The sequence below is a fragment of the Marinobacterium sp. xm-g-59 genome, from assembly GCF_013283315.1.
GTDB lineage: Bacteria > Pseudomonadota > Gammaproteobacteria > Pseudomonadales > Balneatricaceae > Marinobacterium_E.
Genome location: NZ_WBYR01000006.1, coordinates 25,987 through 50,918, shown reverse-complemented (window position 1 = coordinate 50,918; position 24,932 = coordinate 25,987). Strand labels below are relative to the sequence as shown.

Annotated in this window: 25 protein-coding genes and 1 pseudogene; 17 read left to right on the top strand and 9 right to left on the bottom strand. The window is 48.9% G+C overall.

Annotation, left to right across the window (positions count from 1 at the left end; translation table 11 throughout):
* Window positions 1–22: 22 nt before the first annotated feature.
* Window positions 23–1,135 carry an LPS export ABC transporter permease LptF gene (gene lptF / locus XMG59_RS08320; protein ID WP_173495062.1) on the top strand — a complete coding sequence of 371 codons (1,113 nt, stop codon included), beginning with the start codon at window positions 23–25 and terminating at the stop codon, window positions 1,133–1,135.
* A complete protein-coding gene (lptG, locus tag XMG59_RS08315) occupies window positions 1,132–2,205 on the top strand; it encodes an LPS export ABC transporter permease LptG (protein ID WP_173498537.1) in 1,074 nt (357 codons plus the stop codon). The genes lptF and lptG overlap by 4 nt, the downstream gene beginning before the upstream one ends.
* Here lptG and XMG59_RS08310 read toward each other — a convergent pair.
* The 3 genes from XMG59_RS08310 to XMG59_RS08300 all read right to left on the bottom strand — a co-directional run bounded on the left by XMG59_RS08310 (window position 2,202) and on the right by XMG59_RS08300 (window position 4,865).
* The gene (locus tag XMG59_RS08310; RefSeq protein WP_173480679.1) at window positions 2,202–2,666 is read right to left on the bottom strand and encodes an RDD family protein; all 465 of its coding nucleotides are present in this window, start codon (window positions 2,664–2,666) and stop codon (window positions 2,202–2,204) included. The two genes, lptG and XMG59_RS08310, sit on opposite strands and share 4 nt — an antisense overlap.
* Window positions 2,667–2,705: 39 nt before the next feature.
* On the bottom strand, window positions 2,706–3,920 hold the full coding sequence (locus tag XMG59_RS08305) for a YeeE/YedE family protein (RefSeq protein ID WP_173498536.1): 1,215 nt from the start codon (window positions 3,918–3,920) through the stop codon (window positions 2,706–2,708).
* A gap of 150 nt (window positions 3,921–4,070) precedes the next feature.
* The gene (locus tag XMG59_RS08300) at window positions 4,071–4,865 is read right to left on the bottom strand and encodes a tetratricopeptide repeat protein (protein WP_173495254.1); all 795 of its coding nucleotides are present in this window, start codon (window positions 4,863–4,865) and stop codon (window positions 4,071–4,073) included.
* Window positions 4,866–5,053: 188 nt separating this feature from the next.
* On the opposite strand from XMG59_RS08300, the gene XMG59_RS08295 reads away from it, so the two are divergent.
* From XMG59_RS08295 to XMG59_RS08285, 3 genes are read left to right on the top strand one after another with little or no spacing between them, the layout of a single operon-like run.
* A complete protein-coding gene (locus XMG59_RS08295) occupies window positions 5,054–5,371 on the top strand; it encodes a phasin family protein (RefSeq protein ID WP_173480682.1) in 318 nt (105 codons plus the stop codon).
* Window positions 5,372–5,374: 3 nt separating this feature from the next.
* Window positions 5,375–5,881 (top strand): flavodoxin, encoded by a 507-nt coding sequence (locus XMG59_RS08290; protein WP_173498535.1) that lies wholly within the window; start codon window positions 5,375–5,377, stop codon window positions 5,879–5,881.
* A 27-nt stretch (window positions 5,882–5,908) separates the two neighbouring features.
* Window positions 5,909–6,358: a cytochrome c gene (locus XMG59_RS08285; protein WP_173498534.1), complete on the top strand. Its 450-nt coding sequence runs from the start codon at window positions 5,909–5,911 to the stop codon at window positions 6,356–6,358.
* Window positions 6,359–6,366: 8 nt separating this feature from the next.
* Here the strand turns inward: XMG59_RS08285 and XMG59_RS08280 are convergent, their stop codons facing one another.
* Both XMG59_RS08280 and nhaD read right to left on the bottom strand, forming a co-directional pair.
* The gene (locus XMG59_RS08280; protein WP_173498533.1) at window positions 6,367–7,011 is read right to left on the bottom strand and encodes a cytochrome b/b6 domain-containing protein; all 645 of its coding nucleotides are present in this window, start codon (window positions 7,009–7,011) and stop codon (window positions 6,367–6,369) included.
* 28 nt (window positions 7,012–7,039) lie between these two features.
* Window positions 7,040–8,401 carry a sodium:proton antiporter NhaD gene (gene nhaD / locus XMG59_RS08275; protein ID WP_254447093.1) on the bottom strand — a complete coding sequence of 454 codons (1,362 nt, stop codon included), beginning with the start codon at window positions 8,399–8,401 and terminating at the stop codon, window positions 7,040–7,042.
* A gap of 147 nt (window positions 8,402–8,548) precedes the next feature.
* On the opposite strand from nhaD, the gene prfB reads away from it, so the two are divergent.
* Genes prfB through ung form a run of 4 tightly spaced genes read left to right on the top strand, consistent with a single transcriptional unit; the run spans window position 8,549 to window position 12,331 of the window.
* A complete protein-coding gene (gene prfB / locus XMG59_RS08270; protein WP_173480687.1) occupies window positions 8,549–9,643 on the top strand; it encodes a peptide chain release factor 2 in 1,095 nt (364 codons plus the stop codon).
* A gap of 24 nt (window positions 9,644–9,667) precedes the next feature.
* A complete protein-coding gene (lysS, locus tag XMG59_RS08265) occupies window positions 9,668–11,167 on the top strand; it encodes a lysine--tRNA ligase (protein ID WP_173483567.1) in 1,500 nt (499 codons plus the stop codon).
* Window positions 11,168–11,197: 30 nt separating this feature from the next.
* Window positions 11,198–11,632 (top strand): hypothetical protein, encoded by a 435-nt coding sequence (locus XMG59_RS08260; RefSeq protein ID WP_173483568.1) that lies wholly within the window; start codon window positions 11,198–11,200, stop codon window positions 11,630–11,632.
* 6 nt (window positions 11,633–11,638) lie between these two features.
* Complete coding sequence (gene ung / locus XMG59_RS08255; protein WP_173498531.1) at window positions 11,639–12,331, top strand: uracil-DNA glycosylase; 693 nt, start codon at window positions 11,639–11,641, stop codon at window positions 12,329–12,331.
* A 3-nt stretch (window positions 12,332–12,334) separates the two neighbouring features.
* Here ung and XMG59_RS08250 read toward each other — a convergent pair whose 3' ends face one another.
* The 3 genes from XMG59_RS08250 to rsgA form a co-directional block, all read right to left on the bottom strand.
* Window positions 12,335–13,204, bottom strand: coding sequence for a folate-binding protein YgfZ (locus XMG59_RS08250; RefSeq protein WP_173480691.1), 870 nt, complete (start codon window positions 13,202–13,204; stop codon window positions 12,335–12,337).
* Window positions 13,205–13,237: 33 nt separating this feature from the next.
* Window positions 13,238–14,098 (bottom strand): archaetidylserine decarboxylase, encoded by an 861-nt coding sequence (gene asd, locus XMG59_RS08245; protein WP_173498530.1) that lies wholly within the window; start codon window positions 14,096–14,098, stop codon window positions 13,238–13,240.
* 65 nt (window positions 14,099–14,163) lie between these two features.
* Entirely contained in the window at window positions 14,164–15,201 is a 1,038-nt protein-coding gene (gene rsgA / locus XMG59_RS08240; protein WP_173483569.1) for a small ribosomal subunit biogenesis GTPase RsgA, read from the bottom strand.
* A gap of 89 nt (window positions 15,202–15,290) precedes the next feature.
* On the opposite strand from rsgA, the gene orn reads away from it, so the two are divergent.
* Window positions 15,291–15,833 (top strand): oligoribonuclease, encoded by a 543-nt coding sequence (orn, locus tag XMG59_RS08235; RefSeq protein ID WP_173498529.1) that lies wholly within the window; start codon window positions 15,291–15,293, stop codon window positions 15,831–15,833.
* Between the two features lie 74 nt (window positions 15,834–15,907).
* On the opposite strand, the gene queG is transcribed toward orn, so the two are convergent.
* Window positions 15,908–17,047: a tRNA epoxyqueuosine(34) reductase QueG gene (gene queG / locus XMG59_RS08230; protein WP_173498528.1), complete on the bottom strand. Its 1,140-nt coding sequence runs from the start codon at window positions 17,045–17,047 to the stop codon at window positions 15,908–15,910.
* A 66-nt stretch (window positions 17,048–17,113) separates the two neighbouring features.
* Between queG and XMG59_RS08225 the strand changes: the two genes are divergently transcribed.
* The 7 genes and pseudogenes from XMG59_RS08225 to hflX all read left to right on the top strand — a co-directional run bounded on the left by XMG59_RS08225 (window position 17,114) and on the right by hflX (window position 24,911).
* A complete protein-coding gene (locus tag XMG59_RS08225; protein ID WP_173498527.1) occupies window positions 17,114–18,589 on the top strand; it encodes an NAD(P)H-hydrate dehydratase in 1,476 nt (491 codons plus the stop codon).
* A 7-nt stretch (window positions 18,590–18,596) separates the two neighbouring features.
* Window positions 18,597–19,076, top strand: coding sequence for a tRNA (adenosine(37)-N6)-threonylcarbamoyltransferase complex ATPase subunit type 1 TsaE (gene tsaE, locus XMG59_RS08220; RefSeq protein ID WP_173483573.1), 480 nt, complete (start codon window positions 18,597–18,599; stop codon window positions 19,074–19,076).
* A 26-nt stretch (window positions 19,077–19,102) separates the two neighbouring features.
* Window positions 19,103–20,443, top strand: a complete 1,341-nt coding sequence (locus XMG59_RS08215; protein WP_254442794.1) for an N-acetylmuramoyl-L-alanine amidase — start codon at window positions 19,103–19,105, stop codon at window positions 20,441–20,443.
* Window position 20,444: 1 nt separating this feature from the next.
* The gene (gene mutL / locus XMG59_RS08210; protein ID WP_173483575.1) at window positions 20,445–22,322 is read left to right on the top strand and encodes a DNA mismatch repair endonuclease MutL; all 1,878 of its coding nucleotides are present in this window, start codon (window positions 20,445–20,447) and stop codon (window positions 22,320–22,322) included.
* Window positions 22,322–23,251, top strand: a complete 930-nt coding sequence (miaA, locus tag XMG59_RS08205) for a tRNA (adenosine(37)-N6)-dimethylallyltransferase MiaA (RefSeq protein ID WP_371739797.1) — start codon at window positions 22,322–22,324, stop codon at window positions 23,249–23,251. Before mutL ends, miaA begins: the two co-directional genes overlap by 1 nt.
* Window positions 23,252–23,363: 112 nt before the next feature.
* A pseudogene (gene hfq, locus XMG59_RS08200) lies at window positions 23,364–23,597 on the top strand (RNA chaperone Hfq); the annotation flags it as partial.
* Window positions 23,598–23,606: 9 nt separating this feature from the next.
* Complete coding sequence (gene hflX / locus XMG59_RS08195) at window positions 23,607–24,911, top strand: ribosome rescue GTPase HflX (protein ID WP_173483576.1); 1,305 nt, start codon at window positions 23,607–23,609, stop codon at window positions 24,909–24,911.
* Window positions 24,912–24,932 lie beyond the last annotated feature (21 nt).

The following is a 24,932-nucleotide window of genomic DNA, read 5'->3' as shown; positions in this document are numbered from 1 at the left end:
TGCACCTAGTAGGAACGGCCGTTTGATTGTTTTTCGTTATCTTTCCCGTGAAGTGTTGACGACAACCTTTGCAGTAACGGCGATTTTGCTTCTTATCATTGTCAGCACCCGTTTAATTGGCTACTTAACCGACGCCGCTACGGGGGAGTTGGATACTGCTGTTATTCTGGATTTGGTTGTTAACCGAATCCCGCTCATCCTAGAACTTCTGCTTCCGCTTGGCTTCTTTTTGGGCATTTTGCTGGCCTATGGTCGTCTCTATCTTGAAAGTGAAATGGTGGTTCTTAAGGCCTGTGGCGCTGGGCCCTGGAAACTGATCGGGTATGCGATGGGGCCGGCTCTATTGGTCGCTGCAATCGTTGCTTCAATCAGTCTCTACCTGACCCCTACAGGCATGCATGAGGCGAAGCGTATCGTTGCCGAACAGCGCTCGAGAAGCGAACTCGATATGTTGGTACCCGGCGTATTCCAAGTGTCGAACTCTAACACTCAGGTCTCTTATGCTCGCAAAATTGATGAGGCTGGTAACCTGGTTGATCTGTTTGTCTCTGGTCGTGATCAACAGGGCCGATCCTACCTTCTGGTTGCCGGTGAAGGTCAGCAGCAGTTCATTGAGGATCAGGGCCGCTTTTTGGTATTTAACGAAGGATACCGTTACAACTTCCCTGAAAATTTCGCTTTAGAAGAGATAGGCTTTGAGCAGTACGGGCTGAAGATTGATGATCCAGAACTGTCGGTCAGGGTTGATCATCTAGATGCTATCCCTACGCTCGATTTGATAGGCAGTGATCGACCGGCGTATGTGAGCCGACTGCACTGGCGCCTCTCTCTGCCTTTTATCCCGATCATTGTGGTGTTGTTGGCCGTTCAATTGGCTAAAACCAGTCCGCGCCAAGGGCGGTACGCCAAATTAATTCCTGCAATATTGATGTATCAAATATACATCGGAAGTTTGACGGCTGCTCGATCAGCAGTAGAGCAGGGCGATGCAGGTAGTTGGATGATTTGGTTTGTGCATCTGATTGCTCTAGGTGTGGGCGTCAACATGGTGTTGTATGAGGGGGCTTGGGAGCGAGTCATGAATAAGCTACCTAAGATTCCAGCTCTCCCGTTTCGAAATAAGGAGGCATCGTGATCAGTCGAATCGATCGATACATTGCCGTTCATATTCTCTCTGCTATCGCCGTTGTTCTGTTAATTATCGTCGGTTTGATGGGAATTTCGCTCTATTTGGATGAGCTGGGAGAGGTTGATAAACACTACACATCCGGTGCGGCGTTCAGCTACACCTTATTAAGCTTACCGGGATTGGCCTATCAGCTATTACCCCTGAGTGCTCTTGTAGGGACGTTGATCGGTATGGGGGTGTTGGCCTCTAACTCCGAGTTAACGGTGATGCGAGCTGCAGGCGTTTCAATGATGCGTTTGATTCTATCGGTAGCAAAGCCGATTAGTTTGATCGCATTCATTGCTCTAATAGCAAGTCAGTTGGGCGTTCCTGAGTCTCAGCAGTCGGCTAGGGCCATTAAAGCTTCCGCTCAATCTGAGTCTGGACGAATAAATAACGGTGATGGCGGCTGGTATCGTCAACCGGGTGAATACATTCATGTCTCTGCAATCACTCCTGACGGGCAAATTTTAGGTGTCACTCGTCACCAATTTGATTCAGAGCTTAGGCTCAAACAAACCAGTTTTGCCAAGTCGGGGTATTACTCTGAAGAGCGTCAAGGTTGGTTGCTAACTGACGTTGAATTGACGGCACTGATCAATGATCAGCGTATTGAAAAAGGTCATTTAGATGAGACTTTTTGGTCAACCGAATTGACGGAAGAGATGCTGCGAGTCATTTTGGTGCCCCCTGTTGAACTCCCTATCTCAGGTCTATCTTCTTACTCTAGCTATCTGAATGATCAAGGGGTGGATTCAACCTCTTATGAGTTAGCCCTTTGGAATAAATTGCTACAACCCTTGTCAATTATCGCTTTGGTGATGATTGGCGTTGCGTTTATTTTTGGACCGCTGCGCGGTGTTACGGTAGGCCAAAGAATTATCACCGGTGTCGTGATTGGACTGGTATTTAAATTCAGTCAGGATCTTTTGGCGCCGGCCAGTCAGGTGCTAGGATTTTCTCCGTTACTGGCCGCGCTGTTACCCATTGCGATCAGCTTTGCCATCGCTTTATGGTTACTCTCTAGAGTTCGCTAACTCTTTTTGGCAGGTTTTGGTAGTCGAACGGTTACACTGTTTGACCAGCGCTCATGCCAGGTTAGGCGCTCATCACTTAACAGTGTCGCCCAGTAACCGGCTCCTAGAGTGACAATAGAGATAGCGGCACCAAAAAAGCGAATCAGTGCCTGAGTCCAGGTTAACGAAAACCCCTTTTCACTCTGCGCTCGCAGTCGCCATGCCATCATGCCGATCGTCTGACCGGAACGGGTCCAAGAGTATCCAAAGAATAGGAATGTTGAGCAGAGCAGTGCCGACTTTAAGGCCGCTTGGCCGAGAAAACTGTCGACCGCTTCACCTTGATTTAGGATGACTCCAACAGCACCAATTAGGAACCAAATGGCAAGAATGATCAGCGTGTCATAGACCATTGCCATCACTCTAATGATTAGAGAGGGTAGTTGATGTTGGTTAGCATCATCGTGAAACGGTCTGGGCATACTGAACTCCTTTGTCGGAGCCGTAGTGTACTGAAAAGTTTACTTTAAACGAAGCAGTGGACGAAGCTTAAGTCCGATCACTGAACCGGCAAACGCAAACAAGATCCACAGCCAGCCGTGTAAACTGCCAGAGACCACTCCGCCTACAAATGCGCCAATGTTACAGCCATAAGCGATGGTTGCACCGTAGCCCAATAACACACCACCTAGCAGGGAGGCTAAGAAATTTTGAATCGGCATTTTCATCTTGAGTGTGAATTTGCCGGCGATCGCCGCCGCTAAGAAAGCGCCTAGGATGACACCACCATTCATCAATGATGCGGGGTCCTGGCTGAGACTGTTGTAGAGCGCCTCTTCACGGCCAGGTGACATCCAGTAGGTCCAGAAGTCGATCTCTAGATCGAGCTCTAACCATTGAGCAACTTTCGCACCCCATACAGGGTAGGCAAGGGCGACAGCCCATGGACGGCCCATTAATGCGAGTGTTGCGAAGTTTAGAATGGTGAGTCCAACCGCTCCCCAAATCAGTGGCCAGGGTCCAGCAATCAGTTTGCTTGCAAAGCTGGTCGTGCCAGTACTTTGACACTCTTCAAGCGAGCCGTGAGCTTTAATTTCAAGACGTTTAGTGAACTGATAGATAGCAGTGAATAACAGCAGGTTTAGACCGATGGCGGTGATTGGACCCAGCAGTTCGATCAATCCAATGGGCGCTAGTTGTGGCAAGGTTGTCCACCACTCATAGTCAGCTGTTGCCCATAGCGCACCGGCACTAAAGCCTGCCATGACGGGAATGGCTCTCAGTTGTCCACCGCCAAGATGGTAAAGATTACCCGAAGCACAGCCACTTGCGATCTGCATACCTACACCGAACATGAACGCGCCGGCAACAACGGAGAGGCCGAGAGGTCTAACAAATCCTGTGACCGATTGACCAAACAGCTCGCCTGAGGCCAGGGTCGGGAAAAATAGCAGTACACTCAGGGAGAGCATGATCATCTGAGCGCGGATGCCCGCACCACGACGTTTAGAGATAAGCTCTCTCCATGCGGTCGTGAAACCAAATGAAGCTTGAAGCAAACAGACACCTAGGGCTGCACCTAAAATGAGAGCAAGTAGTTCAAATGTGTCGTGCTCATTAAACACATAAACAGCGGAAGCAATCAACAAAGCAGAAGAGAGCATAAGCCAGAATAGCTTGTTTGGCTCAAGAAGCTGGGTTTTAAAGTCTGTAGATGTCGTGTTTAAAGTATTCATGCTCGACTCCTTTTAGGAGTGGCAATACTAATGATCTTTTAATAACTCTTCCAAGAATGTTTGGTGATTTTATATACAAATAAGTTATCAAAAATATTCCACTTATAAAAAAGAGCGCCGTAGCGCTCTTCATGGCCCATCTGATATTGGTTATTTTATGTACTGCTGTGAGAGCTTGTCAGCAAGTGCTTTGGCTTCGCTCTGTTCGGTATCAGACAGTTTCATCAGCAGGCGTGCCTCAATGGTTTGAGCCGTCGTTGAGCCAGCATTGGCTGCCGCTTTCATCCATGCGTAAGCAGTAATGTCTGGATTTACTGAAAGGTCATTACCATTACCCGTAGCGTACAGCGTGCCTAAGAAGAACATCGATTCAGTGTATCCCGATTCCGCAGCTTGCAGGTACAGCTTCTCAGCCTGTGCAAAGTTTTGCTCGGTCCCGCTTCCGAAGTTGTAGCTTCTAGCCAAGTTGTGAAGCCCGATCAGTGAGCCATTGTGAGAGGCTTTATCAAACCATTGCAGGGCAAGATTTAGGTCGCGTTCTACGCCTTGGCCAAATTCGTACATTTCACCAATTCGGTTTTGTGCATCGGCATCACCCGCTTCCGCTTTAGGAAGAAGTTGTGTGAACTCGGCAAGGTATACCTCATTTCGCATGACGCGAAGGGCGTTGATACTCTTTAGGTGGCCCTGGCGAGCGGCACTGCTGAAGTACTGCTTGGCATCCTCTTTGCTCTTTTCAACACCTTGGCCATCACGGTACAGCGTACCCATTAGATAGAGAGCATCTAAATCACCCTCTTTGGCTAGAGGCTTAAGCTCTTCAAGGGCTTTGGTGTAATCGGCTGACTGAATGGCGCGCTCAGCTGCGATGATGGATGCGGCTTCAACAGACATGACTGGAAGAGCCAATGCAAAGGCTAGTGATAATAGACGAGCTTTGGTCAAACCTGACCTCCTATTCTATTCCAACAAATTAATGGTCAATAACCGTTAGTGTTATCAAAGTGGCGCTATCATAACCTTTTCACTGCATAATCCACAGCGCTTGCTCTGAATTTCTATTATGAGTAACGTAATGTTTGATGTAGCGCAGGTTAAACCTGTCAATTTAAATGGACATTGAGGATTATCAAATGTTTCAAGATATGACAAAGCTGTTCGAACAGAGTGTTGAATCATTTCAAGAGTTGGCGAAGGTTCAGCAAGAGATGCTACAGCGCATTACCAATCAGCAGATTGAGTACACCCAGCAGTGTATCCAAGCGACGATGAATCAGGCTAATTCACTTCAGGGTCTAAAATCACCAGAAGAGTTCATCGAAGCGCAAAAAGAGTATACACAGCGCTTAGAGGCTGCACTTAAAGCGGCTGCTGAGCAGAATATGAAAACGGTTCAAAACGCCCAAGAGGAGATTCAAAAAATTGCCTCTCAATCGATGGGTGGCAAATAGTTTTTGATCCCTCTCATTTACGGAAGTACTACAGGCAATACTGAACGCGTAGCGCAACTCATGGTTGAGCGCTGGCCAGGGGAGGTGCCTCTAAAGCTAATCTCAATCGATACCATGATTAATGCCGATGTTGAACAGGCTTCGTCACTGATTATTGGTGTACCCACCTGGAACTTTGGTGAGTTACAAGAAGATTTCGAAGAAGTCTGGTCGAGTTTTTGTGAAATCGACTTCAGTGGCAAACGCGTAGCACTGTTTGGATTGGGTGATCAATTGGGATATGGCGATTGGTTTCTTGATGCGATGGGTACTGTTGCCACACAGGTTTCACAAAAGGGTGCTAAGCTGATTGGTGAATGGCCTGTTGAAGGTTATGATTTTGAGTCCTCAAAAGCGCTAACTCCTTGTGAGACTGCCTTCGTGGGTTTGGCCTTGGATGAGGATACACAGTCCTTTGAAACAAAAGACCGTGTTGAGCGTTGGCTCAATCTGATCTATCCACAATTGTAAGTTTAAGTGTTAACTCGGAGAGAGATTATGTCTTTGAAGAAAGTTGTTTTAACGACTTTGTCTTGTGCTTTATTGGCTGCGCCTTTGGCACAGGCTGATCGAGCGGAAGATGCTATTGAATATCGCCAAGGGATCTTTAAAGCCTACGGTTGGCACTTTGGTGCTATGGGTGCCATGGTTCGCGGTAAGGTTGATTATGATGCAGAGCAATTTGCTCATCACGCTAAGTCGTTCTTAGCGGTTGCGCCGCTTGCTGCTGAGGGGTTTATCGAAGGTTCTGATTTTGGTGAGACGTCTGCTAAAGATGAGCTTTGGGAGAATTTAGATGATGTCAATCAGCGCTTTGTTACTATGACTGAAGCCGCTGAAAAGCTAGTCGCCGTATCTGGTGGTGAATTGGCGGGTGCCAAAGCAGCCTTTGGTGCTGTCGCGAAATCCTGCAAAGGGTGTCACGACAACTACCGCGAGAAACGTTAACCCTTTAATCAGATCCAAAATAGGAGTGCGCTGACAGTCGCTCCTACTAGGATTGCTACAAAAAGAGGAATGCCGCCTCGAATCTTAGGTGCTTCCTCTTCACTCTCCTTTCTACCATGCAGCATGGCTTGCACCAGTTTTTCACCTTTGAAACGTTGATACCAAATAATGGCAGCAAGATGCAGGGCGACAAACAAAATCAATAGATTAAAAATCGCCTCATGCAGTTCCGTCATCGCTAGTTGAGCGTCGTAAGAGATTAGATAGGCTAATGGCCCTTCAATAAAAATGTCATCGTTACTAAACAGCCCCGTCGTCACTTGCAGTGATATTAACCCTAATAGGGCGATAACACTGAGTGCGCCAGCAGGGTTGTGTGTGTTGTAGTCTCTTTGCCCCTCTCCCTTGAGGTAGGCTATGACGCTGCTTGGGCGTTTTACGAACTGAGAGAATCGAGAGGAGTCGCTGCCAATCACTCCCCAAATAATGCGGAATGTGATTAAGCCTGCAGCTACAAATCCAAAGCGAGTGTGCCAGATCATCCAGTTGCCACCCAGCTCGGCACTTAACCAACTCAAACCAAATAGCACGACAAGAAGCCAGTGAAAGAGTCGAGTGCTTAGATCCCAGACGGTGACAATTTTTTTCTGCATGTTGATAAGCTCGCTAATGAATACAAAATCACAATGTAAAAACTATATGGTATCCGGTTGATAGTGCATACCCAAGGAGTATCGCCCAACTCCATTTGAGGTGGGCTCTGAAAGTGTAGATGCCATTCGCCTGGCCCATCAGAGCCACACCTGCCGCTGAGCCAATCGATAGCAGAGAGCCACCAATGCCAATACAGAGGGTCGCCAATAGCCATTGGTTAGTCGACATCGGCATATCCATGCTCAGAATGGCGTACATCACGGGTATGTTATCGATCAATGAGGAGCTTAGGCCGATGATTAGATGGGTGGTGGTCTCTCCAAAGTTGCCGTAAAGCGACGTTGAGATCAGGGCTAAATAGCCCAGGGCAGCTAAACCACCAACGCTCAGTACAACGCCATAGAAGAACATTAATGTATCCCAGCTGGCGCGTTCAACCACTCGGAAATTATCAAAACGCATGACGACTTCACCGTGATCCCCTTTGAGGTGTTTTGTCATCGCACCCATGTGGTGTCCACGCAATTCACTCTCTTGCAACAGAGGATCCTGTTTTGACAATAGGTATCCATAAATCTTTAACGCGCCTAGCCCCGTCATCATTCCAATTACCGGGGGTAATTTCAGAAGTGAATGGATTAACACTGACGCCGTTATCGTGGCTAAAAAGAGTATCAGCATGCCGATCGCTCCAGACTTCATGGATTGTTGTTCATGCGGGAGTTGCGCTGGGCCTGTCGGAAGATAATGGTTAAGCACTAGAGCAGGCACGAACCAGCTGATCAGTGCGGGAACAATAAGATGGGTAAATTCAAGGAATTTTAGTTTCTCCTGCTGCCAAACCATCAGTGAAGTAATATCGCCGAAGGGGGAGAAAACGCCCCCTGCATTGGCGGCAATAACCACGTTGATCAAGCCGAGCACTACGAACGACGCTGTTCTGGTGCCAACAGCCATCACTACTGAGCCCATCAGTAGCGCTGTCGAGAGGTTGTCAGCAATGGGGGATAGGACAAAGGTCAACCCACCCGTGACCCAGAACACGGTTCTTAGGGAAAAGTCTCTAGCAATCAGCCAGCTACGCAATGCCAAAAATAGGTGGCGCTCCTCAAGGGCGTGGATAAATGTCATGGCGCTGAGCAGGAACAGAAAAAGCTCTGCGTACTCAAGCAGGGTCTGTTCCAGTAGTGCGCCAGCTTGCTCTGGTTGGCCATTGATGGAATAGCTAAGGCCGACTAATAACCAGATAAAACCAGCGGCCACCATCATCGGCTTGGATTTGGCTAGGTGAGTGCGGTCTTCGCTGATCACAAAATAGTACCCGACAAGGAAGGTGAGTACCGCTAGGTAGCCATATAGGGTGCCTGTTAAATCGATAAAATTTGTCATTCCCATACGATGGACTAGCTTGTCCGTTATCTCAATAGAGGTGCATGAAAAACGTTGAAATAAAGGCCGAGACGGTGATTTAAAGGTGAGGATAAATCCTGTAAAATGTGCCCCCTTTTTTAAGACCTTTTGGACATTTGCTCGACTATGGAAATTAATCCGATTGTTAACAGCCTTAAAGAGTATGCCGAACGCACTAAAGAGTTGCGTGGCTATCTCGAATATGACGAGAAGCTTGAGCGCTTTGAAGAGGTTGAGCGTGAGCTTGAAGATCCCAATATTTGGAATGATCAAGAGCATGCACAAAAGCTAGGTCGCGAACGATCGAGCCTTGAGTCTGTGATTAAGACCATCGATGAGCTGACTGAGGGGACTGCTGATTGCCTTGAACTGCTGGAGATGGCAGTTGAAGAGGATGACGAAGATACCGTTGAAGAGGTTCGCAGTGAAGTTGAGCGTCTAGGCGGCATGTTATCGCAACTTGAGTTTCGCCGTATGTTCTCGGGTGAAGCGGATTCAAGTAACGCTTTTTTAGATATTCAGGCGGGCTCGGGTGGTACCGAGGCTCAGGATTGGGCCAATATGATGCTTCGAATGTTCCTTCGTTGGGGTGAGAGCAAAGGCTTTAAAACCGAGTTGATGGAAGTGTCTGACGGTGACGTGGCCGGTATTAAATCTGCAACGATTCGTTTTGAGGGTGAGTACGCCTTCGGTTGGCTAAGAACAGAAACGGGTGTTCACCGTCTCGTTCGTAAGAGCCCATTTGACTCTGGTGGTCGCCGCCATACCTCTTTCTCATCTGTCTTCGTCTCTCCTGAGATCGACGACAATGTTGAGATCGACATTAATCCAGCGGATCTTCGTGTCGATGTCTATCGTGCATCCGGTGCAGGCGGTCAGCACGTCAACCGAACTGAGTCGGCGGTCCGTATTACCCACGGTCCATCTGGAATTGTTGTACAGAGTCAGTCGCAGCGTTCGCAGCACCAGAACAAAGATAACTGTATGAAGCAGTTACGCTCCAAGCTTTACGAAATGGAGATGCTGAAACGTCGTGAGGCTGCCCAAGAGGTTGAAGATACTAAAGCCGATATCGGTTGGGGTAGTCAGATTCGCAGTTACGTACTGGATGATCAGCGTATCAAAGATCTTCGCACTGGCGTTCAATCGTCGAATTGTGATCGCGTGCTCGACGGCGATCTGGATATGTTTATTGAAGCTAGCTTAAAAGCTGGTCTCTAAAAGTTAACACAGGAAATAGACACCATGTCTGATAACACACAGCTTGATGAAAACCGCTTGATTGCAGAGCGCCGTGAAAAACTCTCTGCACTGCGTGAGCAGGGCCAAGCCTTCCCTAACACTTTTCGTCGCGACAGCTACGCAGAGGATCTGCAGTCTGAACACGGTGAGAAGAGCAAAGAGGAGCTAGAAGCTGCAGGCATTAAGGTCTCTATTGCCGGTCGAGTGATGCTCAACCGTGGCGCGTTCATGGTGATCCAAGATATGTCTGGCCGCATCCAGGCGTACGTTAACAAAGAGGCTCGTAGCTTTGCTAAGCAGCTAGACCTTGGTGATATCGTCGGCATTAGCGGTGAATTGCACAAGTCAGGTAAAGGTGATCTCTACGTTGATATGGCAGAGTACCAGTTGCTGACAAAGAGCTTGCGCCCACTGCCAGATAAACACAAAGGGCTTCAAGATACTGAAATGCGCTACCGTCAGCGTTATGTTGATCTGATTACTAACCCTGAATCACGTGATGTGTTTGAGACGCGTTTTAAGGTGATTGCCGCGATTCGTCAGTTCTTAAGTGAGCGCCGTTTCCTTGAAGCGGAAACGCCAATGCTTCAGGCGATTCCTGGTGGTGCATCGGCTCGTCCTTTTGTGACACACCACAACGCACTTGATATCGATATGTATCTTCGCATCGCGCCAGAGCTCTACCTGAAACGCCTGGTTGTCGGTGGTTTCGAGCGCGTATTTGAGATCAACCGTAACTTCCGTAATGAGGGTCTCTCAACACGTCACAACCCAGAGTTCACCATGATCGAGTTCTATCAGGCGTATGCTGATTACAAAGATCTAATGGACCTAACGGAAGAGATGCTTCGTACCGTTGCACAGCAGGTGCTAGGCACAACAACCATCATCAATACGGTTCGTAATGAAGAGGGTGAGGTGCTAGAGACGTTTGAGTACGACCTTGCTAAGCCGTTTACCCGATTGTCAGTATTTGATGCCATTCTGCAGTACAACCCTGATATCACAGCGGAAGCATTGGCGAATGAACATGCCGCTCGTCAGATTGCCGAGCGTCTGGACATCGACGTAAAAGATAGCTGGGGTCTGGGTAAAATCCAGATTGAGATTTTTGAAGAGACCGTTGAACACCTTCTGCAGCAACCAACCTTCATTACAGAATACCCTACCGAGGTCTCTCCTCTCGCTCGTCGAAGTGACGACAACCCATTTGTGACCGATCGATTCGAGTTCTTCGTCGCGGGTCGTGAGCTAGCAAATGGCTTCTCGGAGTTGAATGACGCTGAAGATCAAGCTGAACGTTTCCGCAAACAGGTCGCTGAGAAAGATGCAGGCGATGATGAGGCGATGCACTTTGACGCTGATTTCGTTGCGGCACTTGAGTATGGACTGCCACCAACAGCAGGTGAAGGGATCGGTATTGACCGTTTGGTGATGCTACTGACTGACTCACCATCGATTCGTGACGTCATTCTATTCCCTGCAATGCGTCCACGCGCTTAAGCGCAATTAAGCGTACAGAAGGGTTTTGCTGTGTTGTCGAGGCTGTTTCCCAAACAGAAACGTGACTTCACAGCGAAGCGCTATCTCAGTATAAGCCTGCGAACTCTGCACCTTTTTGGGATTGCAGGTTTTGCGGGCTTTTTCTTGTACGACTTACCCGAATCGCTTTGGCGGCCCTATGCCATACTGGCGCTGACGACTGGCTCCTTAATGCTACTGGTCGAACTCTACGTTGATGCAATTTGGTTGATTCAACTGCGGGGTTTGGCAGTCATTACTAAAATTTTTCTACTGTTGTTAGCGATGAACGCTCCTCACCTGACAACGGTGCTGTTCTGTCTGATCGTCATTATCTCAGGCTACTTCTCACATGCGCCTGGCAAGGTTCGATACTACTCACCCTTTTTCGGGCGAGTCATAAAAAGCTCAGCCGAACTTAGCTTTAATCAGTCGCATTCAAGGTAGGTGCCGATGCTTTCTAAGGGTTGGCAGCAGCTGCTGAAAGAGATATCCGAGACACCAAGCTATCAATCTCTTATGGCGTTTCTGGATCAACGAACAGCTGAGGGTGTCACAATATACCCACCTCAAGATCAGTGGTTTCGTGCTTTGGAGTTGACCCCGCTAGAGTCGACACGCGTCGTCATTCTTGGCCAAGACCCTTATCATCAGGCAGGCCAGGCGCATGGTTTAAGTTTCTCTGTCTTACCTGGTATTCAAGTGCCACCATCGCTGAGGAATATCTACAAAGAGTTGAGTAGTGATTTAGGGATCGCTGCCCCAGAACATGGTTTTCTTGAAGCCTGGGCAGAGCAGGGAGTCCTTTTACTCAATGCGGTCCTTACGGTAGAGGATAGCAACGCCAATGCACACCAAGGCAAGGGTTGGGAGAGTGTCACCGATCGTATCATTCAGCAGGTTAACGAACACTCCATGGGCACGGTGTTTATCCTCTGGGGAAGCTATGCTCAGAAAAAGACGAGCATGATCGATCAGGCAAAGCATCTGGTGATTCAATCACCTCACCCTTCGCCACTATCAGCACACCGAGGCTTTTTTGGTAGTCAGCCGTTTTCTAAAGCCAACAGTTGGCTCGCTGAGAAGGGGTTTTCTGAGATCAACTGGGAGCTGCCGGTGATAGGACAAGCAGATCTGTTCGGTTGATGGCTAACGCTTGGATTCAAATAGCTTGGGATCTAAGGTGTAAGGTAGTTCCAAAGCGTTTAGGGCTGCGCCACTCTCTGTAAAAATCGCACCCTCTTTTTCTGACTGTTGAATGACAGCAAGTAGAGAGGTTTGATCAGTTGAGCTAGTCAGTACTACGCTGCCGACCTCAACTTGGTCAGCATTAAACAGTGGCTCCCCAATGCTGATGGAATGGCCCTGCGGTAGCGTGAACCCGTACATCGCTTTTTTCAAAATACCGCGATGCTGTAGACGGGTTACTATCTCCTGACCGGTGTAACACCCCTTACTGAAGCTGACGCCATCAATGGCTTGTAAATTACACATCTGAGGAATGAATGTCTCTTGGGTGGCCTCTCTTAAATCGAAGATGCCAGCGCGGACATTGATCTCATACCAATCCTCTAATGAGCCGGTAGCATCCTTGGCCAATCTATTTTGTACTTCAAGATCGGTGGTCCAGAACTCAACGTGCTCGGCATCGATTTGAGCCGCAAAGGATCGGTCACTTTCAGAACTTTTAACAGGCTCTAAATAGTCGCTCGATAGGCAAAACCCATTGGCGCTATCTATGAAATTAAGCTGCACCTTGGAAAAGATGCTGTATTTCTTTAGGTTGTTAAAGGCGCTCTCGGCGATCTCTTGATGGACCCGCAGCCAAAAACATTCGTCACTGATGCGCATGACTCTGAAAAGCCCAACCATGCTTCCCTTAATTGAGCAGTGTGCGGCGATGAGGTGCTCACCGATGTTAAGTGCAGCCACATCGGCGGTTAGCTGGCCTTGTAAAAAAGAGGCTGCATCAACGCCTTCGACGGAGAACAGTTTGGCATCCGTTATCGCAATGTTCATAGCTCAGCTCACTAAAAAGGGTTGTGGTATCACTTAAGACTCTGTTTGATGGGCAATGACTTCACCCATCTTGACCGGTGCGCCGGCCGCTAGATGGTCGCGCCAATTGATTACGCCTTCAGGGTAGAGAAGGATCACCGTTGAACCGAGTTTGAATCGGCCCATTTCTGCACCTTTCTCCAGTAGAAGAGGGGCGTCAGCTTCTGTGCTAAACAGTTTCATAGCCTCTTTTTTGAGAGGGGCTACCTGGCCACTCCAGACGGTCTCTATACCGGCAACAATCATTGCGCCGACGAGTACCATCGCCATTGGGCCTCGCTCTGTCTCAAATAGACAGACTAGGCGTTCATTACGAGCAAACAGGCTGTCAACATTGTTGGCTGTGGTTTGGTTGACCGAGAAAAGATCACCAGGAACGTAGTAGGCCTCTTTAAGTGCACCGGCTACTGGCATGTGTACGCGGTGGTAATCTTTTGGTGATAGGTAGATGGTCGCGAACTCGCCATTGATGAAGGGTTTTGCTCGCTCGGTACAACCACCCAGCAGAGAAACAGCGCTGTAACTATGTCCCTTTGCTTGCAAAATACGCCCATATTGAAGGGTACCCATCTCTGAGATTGCCCCGTCAGCCGGTGAAACTACGACATCCTCGCCCTCAGCGATCGGTCTAGCTCCCTCTTTAAGTGCGCGAGTGAAGAAGTCATTGAAGTTGATGAACTGTTCCGGTTGCTGGCGCTCTGCTTCACTCATATCGACGTTAAACTGTTTAATAAATCGTTGAATAATCCAGTTCTTAATACGACTATTTGTGCACTCAGCTAGGCGACCAATGGCACGTGATAACAAGTGCTGTGGCACGATGTATTGAAACAGAATGAACAGTTTATCTTTCACTAAAAACTCCGCCTGAGTGATTCTTTAAATTGAGTAGAGATGATACCTGAGCTAGGGCTTTTTCACTATCGAACCGTGAAGTCAGACTCCAACATGGAGTCCAAAATCTGTTTATAACTGAAAAAACGCTGCTCGCTGATGACGCCCATATCGATCGCATCATAGAAGGCACAGCCAGGTTCCTGTTCGTGCTTACAGTCTCTGAACTTGCAGTGGCCAGTGACCTGGCGAAACTCCTTAAATCCGTCAATCAGATCGTTAGGATCAATGTGCCATAGACCAAATTCACGGATGCCAGGAGAGTCGATGAGATCGCCCCCTTCGGGTATGTGGAATAGACGAGCAGTGGTCGTTGTATGTTTCCCGGTTCGATTCGACTCAGATAGGGCGCCCACTTTCAGATCAACGCCAGGCAGTAGCGCATTGACCAGCGACGATTTACCCACACCAGACTGTCCAACAAAGACGGTCGTGCGATCTTTTAAGAACTCGTGCAGCTCATCTAAGCCGTTGGAGTTCTCTGTGGATGCATAGATGGTGCGGTAGCCAATTTCGGCATAGCTATCCAGAAGAGGTATCAATCGTTCACGATGCTTGTCATCGAGTAGATCGGTCTTATTTAAGACAATAATAGGCTCTATGCCAGAGAGTTCAGAGGCAACTAAGTAACGATCAATCAGGTTGGCGTGCGCATGGGGTTCGACGGCGATGACTATTAATATTGCATCGATGTTGGCTGCGACTGGCTTCAACTCACCATGATTGTTTGGGCGCTTAAGTTCAGAGTGGCGATCCTCAACAGCGACGACCACACCCGCATCGGGGGAGGGACGCCAGATCACTCTATCCCCGGTCACCAATTGCCCTAGGTGGGTACGCATATGGCAGCGAATGATTTCACCGCGACGATCGCCATCTAAGGCTTCAATATCGACCTGTTTTCCGTAGTGCGAGATGATCAGGCCACGCTGTTCGGCACCTAAATCGCCCCCTTCGAGTTGTGAGTCGATTTGAGTGTCACGTTTATTGGCTCGAGCGGCACGCTCTTCTTGAATCTTCTTAATACGCCATGCCTGGCGGCGATTAACTTTACGTTGCGCCATTCAATCTCTGCTAAATCGCTGTGTTAGTCGGTATACTGTGCATCATACTTTGTTCATAAAAGATTAGACACTTTAAAGGGAGCTTTGGCATGTCACGACAAGATAATCTTATCTGGATCGATCTAGAGATGACGGGTCTGGATGTCGAGCGTGAGCGCATCATTGAGATGGCTGCGATTGTGACCGACTCTGAATTGAACACTCTTGCCGAAGGTCCTGTGATTACCGTTCATCAATCCGATGCACTGCTTGATGCCATGGATGAGTGGAATACCAAGCAGCATGGTGGCTCAGGTTTGACTGAGCGAGTTAAACAGAGCCGTACCAGTGAGTCCGAAGCAGAACAGCAGATGTTGGCGTTTTTGAAAGAGCATGTCGATCAGGGGGCTTCCCCAATTTGTGGAAACTCTATCCATCAAGATCGTAAGTTTTTGCATCGCTACATGCCTGAGCTAGAAGCCTTCTTCCACTACCGTAATCTGGATGTCAGCACTTTGAAGGAGCTAGCACGCCGCTGGCGCCCTGATGTGACCGACAAGGTGGTTAAAAAGGGGGCTCATTTAGCCCTGGATGATATTCGTGACTCCATTGAAGAGTTAAAAGTCTATCGAGAGCACTTTTTACAGGTTTAAATGACAGTCCTGAACTCATTAATGACAGTCCTGAACTCATTAATGACAGTCCTGAACTCATTCGGGCATATTGATCAGTTTTGGGGGTCCAAGCGCTGAGCAAGTGGGAAATCGATAATTTTCAGTGCGTTCGCATCGGCCGTTCGATTTCTTAAATGCTCAACCGCCCATTGAGCGTGCTCTTTTATTAGCGCGCTCTCGTTAGAGGCTAAACAAGCTTCAAGCAGCTCAATGACTCTGTCACCACCCTTACTGTTGCCTAGGGCTACCGCAATGTTTCGTTTAAATCCCTGGTAGCCCGTTCTGCGAATGGCTGACCCTTCAGTTTTTTGCAAAAACGTCTCTTCGCTCCACTGAAACAGCTCAATCAGATCGATATCGTCGAGTTGATGGCGTGGCGAGAAATCACCCTCTTGGGTGTGCTGAGCAAAACGGTTCCACGGGCAGACCAGTTGGCAATCGTCACAGCCAAAGATGCGATTGCCCATCAGCGGGCGTAACTCTAGGGGAATGCTTCCAGAGTACTCTATGGTCAAATAGGAGATGCATCGTCGGGCATCCAATTCATAGGGTTTGGGGAATGCATTGGTGGGACAAACATCCAAACAAGCGGTGCATGAACCGCAGTGTGAAGCCGTTTCGGGTGGGTCGATGGGCAGCTCGACATCGGTAAATAGTGAGCCTAAAAAAAACCAAGACCCTGCAGTTTGATTGAGTAGCAGTGTGTTTTTGCCGATCCAGCCCAACCCCGCGTCACGCGCAAGAGGGCGCTCTAAGATTGGGGCACTGTCTACAAAAGGGCGGAAGTTAATAGAGGTTTGGCACTGTTCCTCTAACCACTGTCCTAGCTGTTTAATGCGTTTTCGAATCAACTTGTGATAATCACGCCCCAATGCGTAACGTGCTATGTAACCCTTGTCGGCATTGGTCAACGTTTTGAACAGGCTGACATCGGCAGGAAGGTAGTCCATACGCAGTAGAACAACGCGCTGAGTGCCTTCAACCAGCAGGGTTGGGTCGATTCGTTTTTCGAAATGCTCGGCAAGAAACCCCATTTCACCCTGGTAGTGCTTATCCAGCCAGCAACGTAGGTGGCTCGCTTCATGGTGTAGATCTGGCAGGGTGATTGCACACTGCTGAAAACCAAGCTGCTTCGCTCTCTCTTTTAAACCTTCAGCAATATTGGACAGTTCGATCTTGTGCACGCGAGTCATTATCAGTTTGTTTTCATGATGAGGTGTTACTATACGTTAATTAAGTCAGCATCAGGAGTGCTTCGAATGAATGAGTCCCCAATTGGCTCTTCGCTCTTTACTGCCGCTCAATGCAAAGTGATTGATCGCTTGGCCATTGAGTCTATGCCGATACCAGGTTATCAATTGATGTGTCGTGCTGCACGATCGGCGCAACACTGGATCACACGACTCTATCCGAAGGCCAGCTCGTTTAATCTTGTATGTGGTGCCGGCAATAATGGTGGAGATGGACTGGCGTTAGCCAAACTGCTGTTTAAGTCAGGTCACGCTGTGACAATCACTCTGGCGAGCACTGATTTTGAAGTTCAGCTAACCGGTGAAGCTCTGGAGGCGTGGAATGACCTGCCTGATGACCTTCCAAAACACCCTTTTGATAGTGCTCTTACTGATGAGTCAGATCTCATCGTTGATGCTCTGCTAGGGATCGGTCTAAATGGCGAGGTTCGCTCAGACTCAGCTGCTGTTATTCATTGGATTAACCGGCAGCAAAGGCCTGTGTTTTCTTTGGATATCCCATCAGGCCTGTCGGCTGATACTGGATCTGTCTTGGGTTCTGCCGTTAAGGCCGATGCGACCTTGACCTTTATCGCTCCCAAGCAGGGGATGTTTATCAATCAAGCGCGTGACTATGTTGGTCGTGTGATGGTGGATAGCTTGGGCGTGCCAGCAGAGCTCTTCCCAGAGTCACAGAGTCAATTGATCTCTGAACCATTGAGCCAAATGGCTCCACTGAATCGCGCTGCGCACAAAGGCAGTCAAGGGTCCCTCGTAGTAATTGGCGGTGATTTTGGGTTTGGCGGAGCACCGATGCTATCGAGTGAAGCTGCGCTCAGAACAGGGGCGGGGCGGGTCACGCTACTGACCAATAGTGAATCGGCGGTCACAGCGATGCTCTCTCGTACGCCAGAGGTGATGGTGCGTTTAGCCAGTGACATTGCGGCCTTTGAGTCGATGATTCAATCCATGGATGCCATCGCGATAGGGCCAGGTTTGGGACAGAGCGATTGGGCTCTCAGCTGTTTAGAAAGGGTCAACTCTTTAGATAAACCGACTGTGGTGGATGCGGATGCACTGAACCTTATTGCACAGAATAAAGTTGGTTTTCATCCTCATGCTGTCTTTACGCCACACCCCGGTGAGGCTGCTAGATTGTTGGGCTGTTCTATAGCAGAAGTCCAGTCTGACCCTGTCGGGAGTGCATTTGCGCTTCAGAGCCAGTTGGGTGGTGTCATCGTGTTAAAAGGTGCCGGCAGCATTGTCTGCAATGGTCATAAAGCCTTTATCTGCAACCTAGGCAATCCAGGTATGGCAACGGCTGGGATGGGGGATCTGCTTTCTGGTATCATCGCAACGTTTTTGGCGCAGGGCTACTCTCTGTTAGATTCTGCGCAGATAGGTGTTTGGCTCCATGCTAAAGCGGGTGATATGGCCAGTGCCGAGGGTGAAAGAGGGTTGATTGCGACAGACCTTCTTCCTCATATCAGAAGTTTATTAGGGTAATGAATTCGTGACACAATCGATCTCATGGTCTCTTGCAGATGAGGCTGAAACAATCGCTGCTGGTGCATTGATTTCCCGTGCAATGAGTTCGGGGGTCCTCTTTCTGCATGGCAACCTTGGCATGGGTAAGACGACCCTCGCACGTGGTGTAATTCAGTCGTTAGGCCATCAAGGCGCAGTGAAGAGTCCTACCTACACGTTGGTAGAACCTTATGAGTTTGATGATCGTAGGGTCTATCACTTCGACCTTTACCGCTTGGGTGATCCTGAAGAGCTCGAGTATATGGGGATTCGCGACTATTTTGAGAACAGTTCGCTCTGTTTGGTGGAGTGGTCAGAGAAGGGCGAAGGTTTCTTGCCGGCAGCTGATCTAGATCTCTTCCTTGAACCCGAAGCATTGGGACGTAAAATAACAATCTACGCTCGCACCGAGTTAGGTCAATCCATTGTGCAGAGACTCCAAGAGTTGAGGTCTGTTAAGGCTTAATGATGTTATTAAGGAATCAATCAGCGTTGAATCAGTTTAAGAGACTCTTCTTTGGTTGCGCTCTGTTAGTGCTTCCTCTGCTCTCTTGGGCTGCTTCGGTTGATAGTTTGCGCTTGTGGCAGTCGCCTGACAGCACTCGATTGGTCTTTGATCTGGATAGCTCCACCGAACACTCCCTGTTTACCCTCGATAATCCGGATCGAATTGTTATTGATATACCCAAGGGTCGAGCGAAATCCAATTTTAGTACCGTTGATTTGACGGGAAGTCCTATCAGTCGCATTCGAACCGGTGAACAGAGTGATAAGTTGCGTATCGTTCTAGATCTATCGCAACCGGTGAAACCCTCGAGTTTTACGTTAGCGCCAAATGAGAAGTATGGGGATCGATTGGTAATCGACCTGGCACATCAAGGTGGAGCGCAATTAAAACCCACTGCGCCGCCTAAGCCTGTGACACTGCCTATAGGACAGCGCGAAATTGTTGTTGTATTAGATGCGGGGCATGGTGGCGAAGATCCGGGTGCGCTTGGCCCCGGACGCCTTAAAGAGAAGCAGGTTGTTCTCGCCATCACCAAAGAGGTTAAAAAGCTGATTGATCAGCAGCCGGGCTTTCGTGCTGAGCTAACACGAACCGGTGATTACTTTATCCGCCTTCGTGATCGTACCAAGAAAGCGCGCCAAAAAAATGCCGACCTGTTTGTATCGATTCATGCAGACGCCGCACAAAATAAGCGGGCACGTGGAGCCTCTGTCTGGGTTCTTTCAAACCGCGGTGCCACCAGTGAGATGGGTCGTTGGCTGGCGAAAAAAGAGAACGCAGCTGATTTAATCGGCGGTGTCGGTAGTGTCAGTCTTGAAGATAAAGATGAGACGCTCGCCAGTGTGCTGCTGGATATGTCGATGACCTATGCGCGTACCAGTAGCTCAGAGGTGGCGCTAGCGGTTCATCAGAACATCGCGCGCTTTGCCAAAATGCACAAAAGCTACGTGGAGAAAGCGGGGTTTGTGGTGCTTAAATCTCCTGACATCCCCTCCATTCTTGTTGAAACGGGCTTCATTTCGAATTCACAAGAGGCTAAAAAGCTTCGTGATCCTAAGTACCAAAAGCGGATGGCGAAAGCGATTGCGGACGGCATTATTAGTCATTTTTGGAAGCGCCCGCCCGCGGCTACGCTTGTCGCCTCTTTGAAGGCTCAGGGGAAAATGCCTAAGGATATTAATCGTAGCCATAAAGTGGTTCCGGGTGACAGTCTCTCAATGATTGCCGAGCGTAATGGCGTCAGTTTGGACGCACTGCGTCGTTATAATAATTTGAAGTCTGATCGTATTAGAGTAGGTCAGGTTCTAAAGATACCTGCAGGTTAATATGAGCAGTCGAATACATCTTTTATCGCCGCAGTTAGCCAACCAGATCGCTGCCGGTGAAGTGGTAGAACGCCCCGCATCCGTCGTCAAGGAGGTTTTGGAAAATGCCATCGATGCGGGTGCAGAAAAGATCTCGGTCGAGGTTGAACAGGGCGGTGTGAAGCTGATCCGTATTCGTGATGATGGTAAGGGGATCGATAAAGAGGATCTGCCACTGGCGTTGAGTCGTCATGCGACTTCAAAGATCACAGCGCTTGAGGATCTTGAAGCGGTGGCAAGCCTCGGCTTTCGCGGTGAGGCACTGGCCAGTATCAGTTCGGTCTCTCGTTTAACTCTCACGTCGCGCTCAGTCGATGATAATAGCGCCTGGCAGGTCAAGGCGGAGGGGCGGGACATGGTCGCTGAGGTATCACCTGCAGCTCATCCGCAAGGGACAACCGTTGAGATGCGCGACCTGTTCTTTAATACCCCTGCGCGCCGTAAATTTTTGAAGACAGAGAATACTGAGTATCGACACCTTGAAGAGGTGGTTAAACGTCTAGCATTGAGTCGTTTCGATCTTCAGTTTCAGCTCAGCAATAACAACCGTGTGGTGCATCAACTGAAGCCGGCCAACAGTGAGCAGATGCGAGAGCGCCGTATAGCCTCACTGTTAGGATCTGGCTTTATTGATAATGCACTCAGCTTAGACATCAGTGCAGAAGCTTCAGGTCTCAGATTGTGGGGTTGGATCGGTTTGCCAACCTATTCACGCTCGCAAGCTGATCAGCAATATTTCTTTGTTAATGGACGTATCATTCGTGACAAACTGGTGACTCATGCTATTCGCCAAGCCTATGCAGACGTTCTCTATAACGGTCGACACCCTTGTTATGTTCTCTATCTAGAGCTCGATCCGGCGCTGGTTGATGTCAACGTACACCCAACCAAACATGAAGTTCGATTCCGAGAAGGGCGCTTAGTTCACGATTTCATATTCCGTACCATTCACCGGGTGATCGCGGAAACGCGTCCCGGTGAACAGAACAGCGATACCTCTGTGTCATCCCTTTTGCAGGGGCAGGCTCAACCGATTCAGCAGCAGTTTGATCAGCAGCGCATCTCACTTCAGTCAACCGGTTCAGGTACTGGGCTAGGTAGTAGCACTTCAGGGATTAACTTCTCTAATTACGTTCGACCTGCAACGCCATCAGCCGGTGAGGTGAAGCAGCAGCTAGCCGGTTATGGGGCTCTTCATCCTACCTCTACACTGAATCAGGATGGTTCATTGAACCCGTCGTCAGAGACTCAAGATATTCCCCCAATGGGTTTTGCATTGGCGCAACTGCATGGCATCTACATTTTGTCCCAAACTGCAGAAGGACTCATCTTGGTCGATATGCACGCCGCGCATGAACGTATTGTTTACGAGCGAATGAAGAGTGCATGGGAATCTGATGGATTGCGCAGTCAGCCGCTATTGGTTCCGGTTACTCTGAATTTAAGTGAAGCCGAAGTGGATATTGCTGAAGAGCGCTCCGAGGTGTTTGCTAAGTTAGGCTTCTCTGTTGAGCGAATGGGCCAAGAGTCTGTTGTGATTCGTGAAGTGCCTGTTGCACTGGCTCGATCGGATGTTTCGCTCTTGGTTCGTGATGTTCTATCCGATATGAAGGTTTATGGCAGTAGCAGCCGTATTGAAGAGAGCATTAATGAGCTGTTGGCGACCATGGCATGCCATGGCTCGGTTCGGGCCAACCGCCAGCTTACGCTACCAGAGATGAATGCTCTATTGCGTGATATGGAAGCGACTGAACGAAGTGGTCAGTGCAACCACGGCCGTCCTACCTATGTGCAGATGACCATGAATGAGCTGGATAAGCTCTTCCTAAGGGGGCAGTAGTGGCCGAAAAGTTGCCAGTACTCTTTTTGATGGGGCCAACAGCCTCAGGCAAAACGGACCTTGCCCTTAATCTGTTTGATCATATGGACGTTGAGATTATCAGTGTTGATAGTGCTCTTATATACCGAGAGATGGATATTGGTACGGCCAAACCTGATCGCGAGACATTGGAAAAGTACCCGCATGCGTTGGTGGATATTTTAGATGCAACAGAGGTCTATTCAGCCTCAGACTTTGCTGAGGATGCACGTCAATTAATCGATCAAGCACACGCGCAGGGCAAGTTGCCTGTTCTTGTGGGGGGGAGCATTCTCTACTTTAAGGCGTTGGCAGAAGGGTTGGCAAAACTCCCCGAAGCCAATGCAGAGATCAGAGCGGAGATTGAGGCTCAGGCTGAGCAGGAGGGTTGGCCGGCCGTTCACGCTCGCTTAGCTCAGTTAGATCCGGCTTCGGGTGAGCGTTTGGGGCCCAACGATCAACAGCGAATCCAGCGTGCATTGGAAGTCTTTCTGATGACAGGCCGAAGTATTGATAGCCACTGGCAGGAACAGAAAGCCCTAGAGTTGCCGTGGAACCTCATTCCCGTCGCGTTAATGCCAGAAGATCGCGCTCAACTGCATCAGCGTATTGAGCTGCGTTTCAAGCTGATGTTGGAGCAAGGCTTTGAGGCGGAAGTGGTTAGGCTTCGTCAGCGTGGGGATCTGAATCTGAATCTGCCTTCAATGCGTTGTGTTGGTTATCGCCAAATGTGGCAGTATTTGGAGGGTGAGTTGGATTGGCAAGAGATGCACCATAAAGGAGTGGTAGCGACACGTCAGCTAGCTAAACGTCAGATGACATGGTTGCGCAGCTGGCAGGGTGCAGAGGTGATTGATCCCTTTGGTGAAAATCTTTTTAAGAAAACTTTGGCATTGATTCCACGAATCTAATATCATTTTCTCTCTACGTAATGGCTGTATCGAGGATTGTCTCGAGCCTGAAATATTGGGCGGCGGTCGTAGAGTCTTAATAACGATTACTCTAAAGGTGATGACTATGTAAAAAGGGCAAACCCTACAAGACCCTTACTTGAACGTTTTGCGCAAAGAGCGCGTTCCAGTATCAATCTTCCTAGTAAACGGCATCAAGCTACAAGGCCAAATTGAGTCTTTCGATCAATTTGTCATTCTGCTTAAAAACACCGTTAGCCAGATGGTTTACAAACACGCTGTTTCGACAGTGGTTCCATCTCGTCCTGTAAAACTACCTCAGGTTGACGAAAAGCCAGCTGACTGAGGTTTCTAATTGTTTTTCGATCGTCCCGAATCGGGCGAGACAGCGATTCTCGTCCACATTGATTTTCCTGGACCTAATGCGAATGACAATCCTAGAGAACTAGAAGAGCTGGCTCTCTCTGCCGGTGCTGATCCCGTTGAGTATCTCTTCGGGACTCGCTCCGAACCCAGTTCAAAATTCTTTTTAGGCAAAGGTAAGGTTGAAGAGCTTGCAGAGCTCGTGCGCCTGCATGATGCCAAGCTGGTTATCTTTGATCATTCTCTAACCCCCGGCCAAGAACGAAATATCGAACGTGAAATTGAGTGTCGAGTGCTTGATCGTACAGGCCTGATTCTTGATATTTTCGCGCAACGCGCTCGAACCCATGAGGGTAAGCTGCAGGTTGAGTTGGCTCAGCTTGAACATATGTCGACTCGCCTAATCAGAGGTTGGACCCACCTTGAGCGTCAAAAGGGTGGTATCGGTCTGCGTGGCCCTGGTGAAACCCAGCTTGAAACCGACCGACGCTTACTGCGCGCCAGAATTAAAGCGATTACCGGTCGCCTAGAGAAGGTTCGTAAGCAGCGAGAACAGGGCCGTAGAGCACGTGCCCGTGCAGAGATTCCGACGCTCTCTCTGGTTGGTTACACCAACGCAGGTAAATCGACACTGTTTAATCGAATTACCGAAGCGGACGTCTATGCGGCCGACCAGCTGTTTGCGACACTCGATCCAACCTTAAGAAAGCTAGAGCTAAGTGATATTGGTTCAGTTATTTTGGCTGACACGGTTGGATTTATCCGAGACCTCCCCCATAAACTAGTAGAGTCCTTTCGTGCGACCCTTCAAGAGACGGTTGAAGCTACACTGCTTCTTCATGTCATTGATGCGGTAGATGAAGAGCGTCGTGAGCACATTGCACAAGTTAATAATGTGTTACACGAGATAGGAGCGGATGAAGTTCCTACACTGGAGGTCTACAATAAAATTGATGGACTCGAGGGTGTAGAGCCTCGTATCGATCGAGATGATCAAGGCGTGCCTGTTCGGGTTTGGTTATCGGCTAGAACCGGTGTAGGTACTGATCTTCTTGTTCAAGCGCTGCGCGAGCGTCTGGCCAATGATATGTTCCACGAGATTGTGGAGCTTGATCATAATCAGGGGCAGTTCAGAGCCATGTTGTTTGCACAAAACGCGGTGGTCGATGAACAGTTTACCGATGAGGGTCGTATTAGGTTAGAGGTAAGGCTCCAAGAGAAGGAGCTGAGAAAGATTTTAAGCCGTTTAGATATTCCGCATGAGCGCTATCTGCCGGCTGAAGAAGAGCAGTGGTAACAAGTTTAGCTTGTTTTAGAT

Coding starts and splice junctions, on each gene's coding strand:
- XMG59_RS08310 (WP_173480679.1), bottom strand. CDS start 2,666: ATGCCCAGACCGTTTCACGATGATGCTAACCAACATCAACTACCCTCT.
- XMG59_RS08305 (WP_173498536.1), bottom strand. CDS start 3,920: ATGAATACTTTAAACACGACATCTACAGACTTTAAAACCCAGCTTCTT.
- XMG59_RS08295 (WP_173480682.1), top strand. CDS start 5,054: ATGTTTCAAGATATGACAAAGCTGTTCGAACAGAGTGTTGAATCATTT.
- XMG59_RS08285 (WP_173498534.1), top strand. CDS start 5,909: ATGTCTTTGAAGAAAGTTGTTTTAACGACTTTGTCTTGTGCTTTATTG.
- XMG59_RS08280 (WP_173498533.1), bottom strand. CDS start 7,011: ATGCAGAAAAAAATTGTCACCGTCTGGGATCTAAGCACTCGACTCTTT.
- nhaD (WP_254447093.1), bottom strand. CDS start 8,401: ATGACAAATTTTATCGATTTAACAGGCACCCTATATGGCTACCTAGCG.
- prfB (WP_173480687.1), top strand. CDS start 8,549: ATGGAAATTAATCCGATTGTTAACAGCCTTAAAGAGTATGCCGAACGC.
- lysS (WP_173483567.1), top strand. CDS start 9,668: ATGTCTGATAACACACAGCTTGATGAAAACCGCTTGATTGCAGAGCGC.
- ung (WP_173498531.1), top strand. CDS start 11,639: ATGCTTTCTAAGGGTTGGCAGCAGCTGCTGAAAGAGATATCCGAGACA.
- XMG59_RS08250 (WP_173480691.1), bottom strand. CDS start 13,204: ATGAACATTGCGATAACGGATGCCAAACTGTTCTCCGTCGAAGGCGTT.
- rsgA (WP_173483569.1), bottom strand. CDS start 15,201: ATGGCGCAACGTAAAGTTAATCGCCGCCAGGCATGGCGTATTAAGAAG.
- orn (WP_173498529.1), top strand. CDS start 15,291: ATGTCACGACAAGATAATCTTATCTGGATCGATCTAGAGATGACGGGT.
- queG (WP_173498528.1), bottom strand. CDS start 17,047: ATGACTCGCGTGCACAAGATCGAACTGTCCAATATTGCTGAAGGTTTA.
- XMG59_RS08225 (WP_173498527.1), top strand. CDS start 17,114: ATGAATGAGTCCCCAATTGGCTCTTCGCTCTTTACTGCCGCTCAATGC.
- mutL (WP_173483575.1), top strand. CDS start 20,445: ATGAGCAGTCGAATACATCTTTTATCGCCGCAGTTAGCCAACCAGATC.